Here is a 12919-nt window from a genome sequence, read left to right as displayed (position 1 = left end):
CTTTCTTGATATGAGTCGATGGTATATGCGGTTAAAAAAACAGAATTGGTCGTTCGTGTCTGTTAAGCCTATTTCATTGGAAGTGGTTCGTGCTTTGTATATACCAGAGCATGAATATAGGCTATTTCCTAATACTTATCAGTCTAAGACAGCACTTGTAGGCAAGCTTAGTGTCCGTACGACAATTTACGTGCTTGCAGGGGTTTGCCTATATACGATAGGTGGTAATGAACTGATTTTGAAGCCATCAGAGTTTGCGGAAATAGGGCCTGGAGATTTTACTTTTAATGTCTTGGGACAAGAGGATGTGCGTTTGGTGAGGGTTGTGAGGATACCTCCCCCTTTCCAGCATGATTAGATATTATGCACCATTCCTTTTTGCATGGAATAATAGCAATTTGATCTTTAGATATAGTCCATAAAAAGAAGGAAGCCATTAGGCTTCCTTCTTTTTGATTCTCAACGCTTCAAATGATTAGTAATCAAATGAGAAGTTGCTGATATCCATCTGCATCAGTGATTTAGATGGTTTGATCATTGCTTCAGCATGACCTTGTGCACGTGGCAACAAGCGCTCGAAGAAGAACTCAGCAGTTTGGATCTTGGCTTGATAGAACTCAGGTTGTTCTTTGCCGCCTTTGTCGAGCAGTTCAAAAGATTTAGCCGCCATTTGTGCCCAGAAGTACGCCATCATCGCGTAGCCTGAGTACATCAGGTAGTCGTTCGATGCGCTTGAAACCACATCACGATCTTTACGTGCCATCAACATCAGGCGCAGGGTCAGTGTATTCCACTGTGCACAGATCTTGGTCAGATCCCATGCAAAACCGCGCATGTTTTTGTGGCTGGCTTGACGACCACAGAACTTCAGGATGTCGCCAGTGAAATCACGGACCACTTTACCGCGGCTACCGAGCAATACTTTACGGCCTAGCAAGTCGAGTGCTTGGATACCGGTAGTCCCTTCGTAAAGGGTAGAGATACGCGCATCACGAACGATTTGTTCCATGCCGTGTTCTTTGATATAACCGTGACCACCGAAGACTTGCATACCCAAGTTTGCAGATTCCAGACCCATTTCAGTCAAGAAACCTTTCAGGATTGGGGTATAGAAGCCGAGTTTGTCATCCCAGTATTCGTATTCAGCATGATCGCCTTTGAGGATACCGTCAGTCATTTTGTCAGCAAGTTGTGCTGCGTAATAGATCATCGCGCGGCCGCCTTCAGCCACTGCCTTTTGAGTCAAGAGCAAACGACGGACATCGGCGTGGTGAATGATCGCATCAGCAACTTTATCAGGATCTTTTTTGCCAGACAGTGCACGCATAGACATGCGCTCTTTGGCGTAAGGCAATGAACCTTGATAAGACAACTCAGCGTGTGCAATACCTTGAACCGCAGTACCGATACGCGCAGTGTTCATGAAGGTGAACATCGCATTCAAGCCTTTGTTTGGCTCGCCAATCAAATAACCCACTGCACCGTCAAAGTTCAATACAGCAGTTGCAGAAGCACGGATACCCATTTTGTGTTCGATTGAACCACAAGTTACTGGGTTACGTTCACCGATGGTGCCATCAGCTTTTGGCATGAATTTAGGAACGATAAACAGTGAAATCCCTTTGGTACCTTTAGGGGCATCTGGGAGACGTGCCAGAACGATATGGATGATGTTTTCAGCCAGATCATGCTCACCCGCAGAGATGAAAATTTTGGTCCCGAAAATTTTATAAGTACCGTCAGCTTCTGGCTCAGCACGGGTTTTGACCTGACCCAAGTCAGTACCACATTGTGGTTCGGTCAAACACATGGTACCACTCCATGTGCCTTCAACCAGTTTAGGCATATAGGTGTCTTTTTGTTCTTCAGTACCGTACTGAAGAATGGTATTCATACAGCCAGAGCTTAAGCCTGGGTACATAGTGAATGACCAGTTTGCAGTCCCCATCATTTCTGACTTAACCAGATTCAGTGACATTGGTAGACCTTGACCACCGTACTGTTCTGGGTAAGACAGACCTTGCCATCCGCCTTGTACGAATTGGTCGTAAGCTGCTTTGTAGCCTTTAGGCGTGGTGACTACGCCATTGTCAAAATGACAGCCTTCTTCGTCGCCAGATTGATAGATAGGTGCGAGAACGTTTTCACACAGATCAGCAGTACCTTCCAAAATCATGTCTACAGTGTCGCTATCGGCAAGTGCGCCGTTGGACAGTGTTGCGAAGTGAGCTTGGAAATCAAACATTTCGTTCATCAAGAAACGAACGTCGCGAAGCGGTGCTTTATAGGTTGGCATAGTGACCCCTTTAGTGGGTAAAGTAAGTAATGCGAAGGGCGATCATAATTTCGCTGCGGCGAATCATAAACCGCTATAGCAAATTTTGCATGTCTGTAATTGCCATAAATTTTGGTCATTTCAGCCATTACTTTTTTTTTAATTATGTGTTAGCTGTTTTAAGGTGGGGGTAGGGAAGTGATTTTACGTTTTTGAATAATGCCTGTGGTAAAGAGTACACCAATTATGACTATAAAAGTACCTAAAATTTGCCAAATATTGGGAAGCGCACCAAAGATGATTGAAACCAGCATGGTAAAGACTGGAACCAGATTAAAAAAAGCAGATGCGCGGGCTGAGCCAATATGTTGAATACCATTGAACCAAAATAAGTAGGCAATCATCGATCCAAAGAATGCCAGATAAAATAGGGCGAGATGTACCGAGGTTGGCATTGCGGCAACCGTAGTCAGTGGATGTTCAAAGGCTAAGCTCAGTATTACCAGTGCAAGCGTGCCAAACAGCATGGAGAAAGTCGTGGTTTCAAGTGGAGTGGCCTGTTGAACAAAGCGCCTTGAAATGATTGTGGCCAGTGAAAAAGAGACGCTCCCCGCCAGAATCATGGCATCGCCACGTGCAATTTTTAACGTGAGTAGATGCATGATATCGCCATGAGTAATAACCAAGATCACCCCGACCAGACCAAAGACGAGACCAATCACCTTATGCAAGGTCATTTGCTCACGTTCAAATAAGTAAGCCAATGCAAGTGTGGTCAGTGGAGTCGTTGCCATGATCAATGCGCCATTGATCGGTGTCGTTGATTGCAGACCAAAGAACATCGCCATGTTAAAACCCACGACACCCAGAAAACCAATGGCAATAAAAGGCAGCCAATTTTGTTTGAGCGCCGTGACGCGTAAACGGCCTAGTGTGCCAAAGATGGCAAGCAGTAGTAGCGTAGCAATGACAAAGCGTTCAGTGGCGGCAGTAATCGGTGACATGAAGTGAATAATATAAGCCCCGGCATTAAAATTGGTACCCCAAAAGAAGGTCGTCAAGATGATGCCAAAGTATGCGTAGCGCATGGAGGAGGTCATTTTAGTAATAATCCAATATTAACAATAATGCATAGCGTGGACTTAAATTAGAAGGGGTACAATTCCACAGATGCTCACTGCTATTGTGGAAAAATGCACATGCTAGATTGGGAAAACTTACATTATTTTGCGGTATTTTCTCACGAAAAATCTCTTTCGGCAGCAGCGCGTAAGTTAGGTGTCGATCACGCCACGGTTGCACGGCGGATCGCTGTGCTTGAGGCCTCTCTACAGCTTAAATTAGTCGACCGAAGACCGCGCGCCTATGTGTTGACGGTCGATGGTGAAAGAATCGCCAGTATAGCGGATCAAATGGTGGAGGGGGCGTTTTCAATCGGGCGAATCGCCAAAGCGGGGCAGCAGTCTATCAGTGGCGAAGTTTCGATCAGCGTCCCGCCTGCCACGGCGGCTAATTTCATTGTGCCGCATCTGGCTAAACTGCGTCAGCAGTATCCAAACATCCTGCTCTCGATGATTGCTGAAACCCGGATTGCCTCCTTGCCTCATGGCGAGGCGGATATTGCGGTACGCTTGAGCCGTCCAACGGAAGATGACTTGGTGGCACGCAAAATTGGCATGATGCCCTTTGCATTTTATGCAGCACCAGATTATTTAGCCAAAACTAGGTCTGAGGATTATGTGTTTATCGCGCTTGATTCCAGCCTGGTGCAATCTGTGCAACAGCGTTGGCTGTCGGCTCATCTGGCGGATCGGCCCATTGTTCTGCGCACCAATAGTCCTGAAATTCAGCGCATCGCTGCGTGTGCTGGGGTTGGAGTGGCAGTCTTGCCTTATTTTTTAGGGGAGCTCGGAGGGCTTGCAAGGGTTGGTCTCGGGGAGGGCGGACTTGAGCGAGAGATTTGGCTGGCCGTCCATCAGGACCTACACAATACCCCTGCCGTACGAGCGGTGATGGATTTTCTGGTCGACTGCTTTACGCAGCATGGTTCGCACGGGATTTAAATCTGTTCATCAAGGTGAATTTCTCAACTTAATGTATTTGTTGATTATAGTTTTTAGAAGGGAGTTTGCTACGTTGTTGTTTTTGGTTTCGCTCAGCATGTGAGCGATGCTCACACAAACTCACCTTTTAATAACATTTTGACTCTATTTATATGAGCTGGTTAACATTTTTGTCGTATTCTTATCGCGCTTTAAGGTTAGATAATAGACAAACTAAGCATCTGTTCTGACTTAGCGCGATATATAAAGATCAATATTTGTATTAGATACTGTAATCAATATAGAAAACTAACTTGGAGTTTCGTGATGAACATGTCAAAACATTTCACTCGTTTGACTTTTGCAGCGGCTACTTTAGCAATGGGTATCAGCTTTCCTTTATATGCAGCCGATGCGCCAGCAGCTGCTCCTGCGGCACCAGCGCCAGCCGCCGCCCCAGCCGCAGCAAAGCCTGCCCATGAAGCGGTGAAAAAAGTGAAACATAAAGCCCATAAAGCTGTGAAAAAAGAAGCAACCGATGAAAAGGGTTCTGCTGAGAAGCGTGTCGTTTGGAAAAATGGCGTTGTTTTCCATGACGTAGAACCTACTGGCCAAGCTGCCGGAACATTCGGTGCGCCTACATCAACTTCAGACACGTTGAAAGTCGATATTTCACAAACTGCGAAATAAGTACTCCTTCATGATTTAAAAAAACCAGAGTGGTATGCACTCTGGTTTTTTATTGTCATCATCCATCCAATACTTATAAAGCGCTCTCAATGGATGGGCGGACACCATTCCATACAAAAAAGGCTTCTGCAGCCTGACCGATCAGCATTCCTAAACCATCAGCCGTAGGTACATCTTTTTGTTTGGCATGTTCAATGAAGCTGGACGGTTTGCCATAGGCCATTTCATACGCGTAATCAAACGTGAGCGTGTAGGGCAGAGTGATACCGCTACCCTCTAAGCTGGCGGAGGTTGCATTAATAATGATGTCGAAGTGACCCGTCAGATCGTCAAGCGTGCTGGTACTCAACGATGTGTTCTGAGCCGATTGTAAAATGAAGGGACTGAGATCAGCGACCAAGGACTCCGCACGGCTTTGAGTCCGATTGGCGATGACAATTTCCAGTGCGCCCGCTTGAGCAAGGGGGAGAACCACACCACGTGTTGCACCGCCTGCACCTAAAATCAAGATGCGACTATTATCGAGCGGCCAATTCAATAGATTGAGCGCGTTGACGAGACCCGCACCATCGGTATTATCGCCATGGATTTGGTCTTTCTCCATCCATAAGGTGTTGACGGCATGGGCTGCTTTAGCCCGCTCAGTCAGATGATTGCATAGCAGAAAGGCTTGTTCTTTGAAGGGAACCGTCACATTTAAGCCACTGCCACCTTGTGCAAAAAAATCGTGAACGGTGATTGCAAATTGATCCAGTGGCGCCAGAATTTTGTCATAGTGCAGCCGGATGCTCATTTCCCGACCAAAGGCTTGGTGGATCTCGGGTGAGCGGCTGTGGGCAATCGGGTTACCAATCACGGCGAATTTCTTGATAGCGGTTTGAGCGGTCATGTTGATTGTTGATCCAGTTGCAACCAATTACGGGGTTTTAAAAAGTATGACGTCAAGCGTGCCTCTGGCGAGTCGATGGCCCATTCTGGGCGATAGTGCCAACTGACGAGGTTGGGCAAGCTGACCAGAATCGATTCAATCCGGCCGCCTGTTTGTAATCCGAATAAGGTGCCGCGATCATACACCAAGTTATATTCCACGTAACGACCACGTCTATAAAGTTGAAACTCACGTTCGGATTCGCTGTAGGGGGTCTCTCTGCGTTTTTGCACAATGGGCAAGTAAGCATTTAAAAAACCATTGCCGACCGCCTGCATAAATTCAAAACAACGTGCAAAGCCCCATGTGTTGAGATCATCGTAGAATAACCCCCCGATACCACGCTGTTCATCGCGATGCTTAAGATAAAAATAGTTGTCGCACCAGGTCTTATATTCAGGGTAGACGGATTCTCCGAATGGTGTGCAGACTTCAAAGGCTTGTTGATGCCACGCGACACAGTCTTCAAGCACAGGGTAGTAGGGGGTCAGATCGAAGCCTCCACCCATCCACCATACAGGTTCCATACCTTCTTTTTGTGCGATGAACAGGCGGATATTGGCATGGCTCGTCGGGACATGAGGATTCTTCGGGTGAATGACAATGGATAGTCCCAATGCCTGTGCTGTTGCACCCTCAATCTGGGGATGACGCGCTGTCGCAGAAGCAGGGAGATGCTTAACGTCAATGTGTGAAAACATCACCCCCCCTTTTTCAATCACATCGCCGCCTTGCAAGACACAGGAGCGCCCACCGCCGCCTTCCGGACGTTGCCACTCATCAGCGAAAAAACGTGCGCTGCCACCGCCCTGTTGTTCCTCGATCTCAAGCGCCCGACAGATACGCGTTTGCAAATCGAGTAAGAATGTACGAACCCGATCAATATCGGATGGTGCAGGGGCATCACTTAAGTCATGAGGGGTCATCGCATTCTCTGTGGCGGTTAAGTACTTCATTGCATCAGTGCCTTTTAAACATCCGGTTTGATGCAGTTTTAAGGTTTTACTATTCTGGCATTGTGGGTGCAATATGTTGTTTTTCAAGGTGTAATGCCCGACCAAATTGCCAAAATCGAGGTGCGTTTTCACTGTCCACACTCACACAGTGGACACAAACCAAGTCACGACCATGAATGACCAACATGGCTACTATGGCCCAAGCTGTGATGATCTTAAAGCTTCGTTGCCAAATTTGAAAGTGTGATGCAATAGACTTTTTTTCAGTGTTTGATATTAGGTGCGTGTCAGGTAGTAAAGAGATCAACCATGCGACTGACCATAAACCTAGCATCTGGCTGAGCGGATAAACCAGCACGCCCGAGACCATGGCGTCGATGCCAACTGCGGCCACTGCAGCGAGGGCAAAGGCGGGTAAGGTTTGCCGATGATGGAGTATGCGCAGCATGATGGGTAACAACAGGATTAAGGTCATCAGTCCAGCTAGACCCCATTCACTGATCCACTGCAAGGGTAAATTATGCGGGTGGGCATTGAGTAGCCATGGCTTGGCCAGTGCAAAATGATCGCCACCTACACCGAGTACAGGATGGGCTTGCCAAAGATCGAGTGCTTTTTGCCATAGTAGGGTACGCTGGGAGCTATCGGTACGCATGACACTGACCGCAAAATCTGTGGGGAGCAGTTGGACGAGAAGGGCATAGATCAAGCCAGAGACCGCCAGCGTGAAAAGGGGTAAGCGTAATGAGGACCACTGGTCACGGCGCAATAATCCAATCAGCCCTAAACCGATGATGATGGTTAGTAGCCCAGCCCGCGCGCCATCCATCCAGAATGCGATCAGATACAGGGTCGAAATGACGTAGAGCGCAATGGTGAGCATGGCGTTGAATGTAAGCGTTTGAGCGGGGTGTTTCGCAAGCCATGCGGGACGTTGCCAGAGTAAAAATAAGCATGGCAGTAAAGCATCATCCAGCATGCGAATATTACTAAAGGATTGATGCCATACGGACTCTTGATGAGCAAATATCGTGGTGAGGATACTGAGGGGTAAAAAAACCAAGGTGAGCAATGGGAGGAGTGCCAATACCGCTGCAATTTGAGGTGCAAGCGCAGGGGCGCGTTTCATGAGTATGGCCTGTACCCATATAGCCGCCAGCAGCAAAGTATAAAGTGCAGCATCGGCTATTGCGCGATCTGGGTATTGCGCCTGTGACACGGTTATGATGATGAGCGCAAAAATCATCAGAATGCCGATAGCAAGCAAGCGATGGATCTGAGGTGTGAGTGCCGATTTTTTGGGGAGTGAGCTAAAAAGCGCATAGCCAGAGAGCAGCAGCAAGATGACCACTTGGGTCAGGCGCCACTCATCATAAGGTACTTGCACCCAGAATGATGACAGTCCTGAAAAGGCTAAAAAGGCAAGTAGAGGAGTGCCCCATAGCAATAGTGTGGACAATCCTTTGTCCTCAGATTTGGCTGTTTCGCCACTATGCTTTGATGTGGCGCATACGTTTTTGTTTGGTCTCAATATAGGCAGCATTGTGTGGATTCTCGCCGACGTGTAATGGAGTCCGCTCGACGACATCTAATCCAAGCGCAACTAAGGCTTCGATTTTAGCTGGATTATTGGTAATGAGATTAACTTTTTGTACATTCAGGAAATTTAGCATCACCTGACACATTTCATAGGTGCGTGCATCCGCAGGCAGGCCCAGCATCAGGTTGGCATCCAACGTGTCATGGCCTTGGTCTTGCAGTGCATAAGCACGGATCTTGTTTGGTAGCCCAATGCCGCGACCTTCTTGACGCAAATAGAGTAGTGCGCCGCGTCCTTTTTTTGCAAGAAGTGCCAGTGTTGAATTGAGCTGAGGACCACAATCGCAGCGTAATGATCCGAACGCATCACCGGTTAAGCACTCCGAGTGCAGGCGAACTAAGGTTGGGATACTGGCACTGATTGCAGCATCAGAAGGCGCGACCGATGGATCGACAACGAGTCCGATAGACAGTGCGATATGCTCTTGACCAGATTCAGGATCTTGAAAAACTGAAATATCAAATAATCCATGCTTGGTCGGCAGTTTGGATGCAGCAACGAACTCTACTGGCATTACGTGCTCTGTCATACGTTAAAGGGTTGATATTATAGCCTAGCTTTAGACCGCTTGGTGTGATCCCACTATGTGGCTTAGTAACAATGTCATTTAAGTTTTTCTGTTTGTTAGATAAAACAAAAGGGTGTATAGACGACATGTTTGATCTGTCATAGGACTGACCTATGATTAATCGGGCTGAGGTCTGGTAATTTCAAGTCGTTTTTATCGGTATCCTCGCTGCATGACCGCAATCTGTTGGCCATGTGATAGGCATCAGTCTGCTTTAATGCGTTATTTTGGATGACAAATGTGCAATTGATCTGAAATCGTGCTTTGTTTTAGATTCCAAGGCATGCTTTTGCATCTTGTGACTAGGTCATTTTGCGCGAGAGTGATACGATTCGACTTTAGATTGGCAGTTTTAGCAATTGCTGTGATACAAACGGTGACTTTGAATGATTATTCTTATAGACAAAGCATTGGTTTAGCAAATATTTTTAACTAAGCTTCCGGCATATCTTAACGCTATGATGTATACCCAAATTCCAGAGCTGCGCCCCGATACGCCGTTATTAGACGCTATTGATGCCCCTGAGCAGCTGAATAACCTCGATTTAGCCGAGCTACAGACGTTGGCGGCAGAACTGCGCGCCTATATTCTCTATGCCGCAGGGCAAAGTGGCGGACACTTTGGTGCCAATCTGGGGGTGATTGAACTGACCGTAGCGTTACATCGTATTCTGGATACACCCCGTGATCGTTTGGTCTGGGATGTCGGTCATCAGGCTTATCCCCATAAAGTACTGACGGGTCGTCGTGAACAGTTACCAACGATTCGAAGTAAAAATGGTTTGGCGGCTTTCCCAGCACGTGATGAATCTGAGTTTGACACTTTTGGTGTTGGTCATTCCTCTACCTCCATTTCAGCCGCCCTCGGCATGTCACTTGCGCTGCGCTATCAGCAGCAAAAGGCGCGGGTTGCCTGTGTGATTGGTGATGGAGCCATGACGGCAGGTATGGCATTTGAAGCCATGAATGATGCAGTGCAGCATCAAGCCGATTTATTGGTTGTACTAAACGACAATGATATGTCGATCTCAGGGAGTGTCGGTGGACTTGCGCACCATCTGTCTGGTTTATGGCAAAACGGACTCTATGTCCATGCCCATGATGACGGCACACCTGAAGTGCGTCAGCGCCCGAATTGGGATTTTCGTGCGCGTAAACCGACGTCTGATCATTTTAAAATTAACACCGATAACTTATTTAAAGCTATAGGTTTTGAGTATTTTGGTCCGGTTGATGGTCATGACTTGCCTGAGCTGCTACGTGTGCTCAATGCGTTAAAGGATCGTAAAGGTTGCCGCTTGCTGCATGTCTATACCACTAAAGGCAAAGGCTTTACCCCTGCTGAGCAAGACCAGATTGGCTACCATGCAATTGCCAAACTGGGCGTTCATAAACTCGGTGCGGTTAGCACCAAATATGCTTCTCATAAACCGGTTAAGTACTCCGATGTCTTTGGGCAGTTCCTCTGTGATCAGGCAGCACTGGATTCGCGTCTGCTTGCAATCACTCCTGCCATGTGCGAAGGCTCAGGTATGGTTGAGTTTGCCAAGCGCTATCCAGATCGATTCTTTGACGTGGCGATTGCCGAGCAGCATGCCCTAACGCTTGCGGCAGGCATGGCGTGCGAAGGCATCAAACCGGTGGTTGCGATTTATTCCACCTTCTTACAGCGTGGCTATGATCAACTGATTCATGATATCTGTTTACAGAATCTGGACGTTACCTTTGGCATCGACCGTGCAGGTTTGGTCGGAGAGGATGGCGCGACCCATGCAGGCACATTTGATTATGCCTTCATGCGCACGCTACCGAATCTGGTGATCATGGCGCCAAAAGATGAAAACGAATGCCGGCAAATGCTGCATACCGCGTATCAACATCCAGGCCCAGCAGCAGTGCGCTATCCGCGCGGAGCAGGCGTCGGCAGTAAAATCGAAGAGACATTTACCGCACTCCCGATCGGCAAAGCTGAGGTACTGGCAACGTTTAATGCGGGTCATCCGCAGCAAATTGCGCTGTTAGCCTTTGGTAGTCGAATGATGGTGACACTTGAAGCCGCGGCGCAATTGGCTGAGACGGGTCTTGGCATCACCGTAGTGAATATGCGCTTCATCAAACCGCTAGATACCGCGCTTCTGAAACAACTTGCGCAAACTCATCAGGCTTTTGTCACTGTTGAAGAACATGCGGTGATGGCCGGTGCGGGGAGTGCGGTCAATGAAGCATTACATCAGATGCTGATCATCAAGCCTGTCCTGAATTTAGGGCTGTCCGATCGTTTTCTTGCCCACGGTGAACATGGGGAGATGCTGAAAGAAGAAGGCTTGGATGCCGCAGGGATTAGCCGTTCAGTCAGTGCCTTTTTGACCAAACTTACAGCCCTTTAATACGTGAAGCTTAACGTACCTTATATGTATTTTACCATGTGTGAGCAGCGGATCAGGCGACATCCAGTCTGATCTACCCAGATGTCGCCTGATCCGATTTTTTGTGCGATGCGCGATGTAAAATGTTTGAAACAATTCATTTGCAAGATTCACAGCAAGCCGACAAAAAAAGCTTCAATTTTGACTCATTATCTTATACATTCGTAGGTGAGTTTTAACGATTGGAGCGTGTCAAATGACTGATTCAAGAGTAGACGATTCGACCCCCCTCGGTACTAAAACTGACACGACAGGAGCACCATCTCAAAAGACTGATTTCATAGATGATCTGATCAATGGTCATGACATTCAGATGCATCACAACGTGAATGAGGGTCAAAGCCCGCCTCATTTAGATGCACAAGTTCCCCTCCCAATCGACACCATCCAACCTCAAACTTCCCAACACGGACTGCAAGTTTTACCTAACACATCCGCCCTGCCCGCGCATCCGTTGCCGCTGGTTGTGCCTGAGCAGATGCCTTTACCCGTTCCACCTGTATATTCCAGTACACATTTGACTATTTCAGAGCTTGCGGCTTCTTTAACTACCTATCCGCTCGCCCGTAGACATCAGAGTAATACCCTACATGCCAAGACCCCTGCGGTATTGACCACGGCGAGTACGGATCAAGGGATTGTCTATGAGTGGGATTTCTGGCGCCCCCATTCACAGTACCTGTCTGATGTGCTGGCGGAGCCTGCACACCATATTCCACATTATCGCCGGAGTCTGATGGAAAGCTGTGGACTGGTGGCGGCCGTGCTGGCGCACTATGATTTATTGCATGTCTCTGAGGTGACGTTTTATGCCTTCAGTGCGATGGTCGAGGGTGAAGTGCAGTACCGCTATCAGCCGCAGAACCATCCGATGCAGTATCAACCCGCGCATCAGCAGCAAAGCTTGTACTATCCGGCCTTTGAAATTCCAGATGTTGAAGCGCTGAGCAGCTTGCTCCATGCGTATTTTGATGAGCAGGTACTGCCTACTGAGCTTGAGTTTGCAGGTCAAGGGAATATTGTTGGTGTGGGACGTTTTGAAAATCCATTCTCCTTTACCTATGAGGTGTTTGAGAGCTTTGAACGGATTCGTTTGCAAACCCGCAGTACGGCTTGGCTGACCTGTGATTTGAATGCGATGCCACAAATGGCGCTCTATGCCGCAAACGGTTGGCGCCTTGAAAACGCGATGACCGATTTGGTGTTCTTTTTGGGTCAGCAGGGTTTTCAATTAGAGCAAAATCAACGTGAGAAAACTGCGTTTAATGATGACTATACGATGAGTCTGGCCAGTAATGCGACACGTTATGCCGACTGGGATGGCGATTATCTGGTGAATCGATCAACGCTGGAACCAGAAAGTGATCAATTGCTGGATGTTGTGAACCTGTTTGGTCTTAACGTTGACTATGCGGAACCTGTTTAGCAAGTTGT

Annotated in this window: 10 protein-coding genes; 4 read left to right on the top strand and 6 right to left on the bottom strand. The window is 47.7% G+C overall.

Features of this window, described 5'->3' with window-relative positions; all coding sequences use genetic code 11:
- Positions 1-475: 475 nt before the first annotated feature.
- Positions 476-2296, bottom strand: coding sequence for an acyl-CoA dehydrogenase C-terminal domain-containing protein (locus ACLHG7_RS02885; RefSeq protein WP_410209553.1), 1821 nt, complete (start codon positions 2294-2296; stop codon positions 476-478).
- Positions 2297-2454: 158 nt separating this feature from the next.
- A complete protein-coding gene (locus ACLHG7_RS02880) occupies positions 2455-3375 on the bottom strand; it encodes a DMT family transporter (protein ID WP_410209552.1) in 921 nt (306 codons plus the stop codon).
- 99 nt (positions 3376-3474) lie between these two features.
- Between ACLHG7_RS02880 and ACLHG7_RS02875 the strand changes: the two genes are divergently transcribed.
- Together ACLHG7_RS02875 and ACLHG7_RS02870 are read left to right on the top strand one after the other, a co-directional pair.
- Positions 3475-4338, top strand: coding sequence for a LysR family transcriptional regulator (locus ACLHG7_RS02875; RefSeq protein ID WP_410209551.1), 864 nt, complete (start codon positions 3475-3477; stop codon positions 4336-4338).
- A 306-nt stretch (positions 4339-4644) separates the two neighbouring features.
- Entirely contained in the window at positions 4645-5007 is a 363-nt protein-coding gene (locus ACLHG7_RS02870) for a hypothetical protein (protein WP_410209550.1), read from the top strand.
- Positions 5008-5080: 73 nt separating this feature from the next.
- On the opposite strand, the gene aroE is transcribed toward ACLHG7_RS02870, so the two are convergent.
- From aroE to ribA, 4 genes are all read right to left on the bottom strand, one after another.
- Positions 5081-5896, bottom strand: a complete 816-nt coding sequence (aroE, locus tag ACLHG7_RS02865) for a shikimate dehydrogenase (RefSeq protein WP_410209549.1) — start codon at positions 5894-5896, stop codon at positions 5081-5083.
- Positions 5893-6861 (bottom strand): oxygen-dependent coproporphyrinogen oxidase, encoded by a 969-nt coding sequence (gene hemF, locus ACLHG7_RS02860; RefSeq protein ID WP_410209687.1) that lies wholly within the window; start codon positions 6859-6861, stop codon positions 5893-5895. The genes aroE and hemF overlap by 4 nt, the downstream gene beginning before the upstream one ends.
- Positions 6862-6940: 79 nt before the next feature.
- Positions 6941-8350, bottom strand: coding sequence for an O-antigen ligase family protein (locus ACLHG7_RS02855; RefSeq protein WP_410209548.1), 1410 nt, complete (start codon positions 8348-8350; stop codon positions 6941-6943).
- Between the two features lie 31 nt (positions 8351-8381).
- Positions 8382-9005: a GTP cyclohydrolase II gene (gene ribA / locus ACLHG7_RS02850; RefSeq protein ID WP_410209547.1), complete on the bottom strand. Its 624-nt coding sequence runs from the start codon at positions 9003-9005 to the stop codon at positions 8382-8384.
- Positions 9006-9517: 512 nt separating this feature from the next.
- On the opposite strand from ribA, the gene dxs reads away from it, so the two are divergent.
- Both dxs and ACLHG7_RS02840 read left to right on the top strand, forming a co-directional pair.
- The gene (gene dxs, locus ACLHG7_RS02845) at positions 9518-11446 is read left to right on the top strand and encodes a 1-deoxy-D-xylulose-5-phosphate synthase (protein ID WP_410209546.1); all 1929 of its coding nucleotides are present in this window, start codon (positions 9518-9520) and stop codon (positions 11444-11446) included.
- A gap of 235 nt (positions 11447-11681) precedes the next feature.
- On the top strand, positions 11682-12911 hold the full coding sequence (locus ACLHG7_RS02840; protein WP_410209545.1) for a hypothetical protein: 1230 nt from the start codon (positions 11682-11684) through the stop codon (positions 12909-12911).
- Positions 12912-12919: the final 8 nt, after the last annotated feature.

Source organism: Aquirhabdus sp., from assembly GCF_046462495.1.
Lineage (GTDB): Bacteria > Pseudomonadota > Gammaproteobacteria > Pseudomonadales > Moraxellaceae > Aquirhabdus.
The sequence above is the reverse complement of the archived record's forward strand: the minus strand, read 5'-3'. Positions and strand labels throughout refer to the sequence as shown.

Excerpts from the sequence above, each read along its gene's own strand:
- ACLHG7_RS02840 (WP_410209545.1), top strand. The coding sequence starts at position 11,682 with ATGACTGATTCAAGAGTAGACGATTCGACCCCCCTCGGTACTAAAACT.
- aroE (WP_410209549.1), bottom strand. The coding sequence starts at position 5,896 with ATGACCGCTCAAACCGCTATCAAGAAATTCGCCGTGATTGGTAACCCG.
- ACLHG7_RS02885 (WP_410209553.1), bottom strand. The coding sequence starts at position 2,296 with ATGCCAACCTATAAAGCACCGCTTCGCGACGTTCGTTTCTTGATGAAC.
- ACLHG7_RS02870 (WP_410209550.1), top strand. The coding sequence starts at position 4,645 with ATGAACATGTCAAAACATTTCACTCGTTTGACTTTTGCAGCGGCTACT.
- hemF (WP_410209687.1), bottom strand. The coding sequence starts at position 6,861 with ATGACCCCTCATGACTTAAGTGATGCCCCTGCACCATCCGATATTGAT.
- dxs (WP_410209546.1), top strand. The coding sequence starts at position 9,518 with ATGATGTATACCCAAATTCCAGAGCTGCGCCCCGATACGCCGTTATTA.
- ACLHG7_RS02875 (WP_410209551.1), top strand. The coding sequence starts at position 3,475 with ATGCTAGATTGGGAAAACTTACATTATTTTGCGGTATTTTCTCACGAA.
- ribA (WP_410209547.1), bottom strand. The coding sequence starts at position 9,005 with ATGCCAGTAGAGTTCGTTGCTGCATCCAAACTGCCGACCAAGCATGGA.
- ACLHG7_RS02880 (WP_410209552.1), bottom strand. The coding sequence starts at position 3,375 with ATGACCTCCTCCATGCGCTACGCATACTTTGGCATCATCTTGACGACC.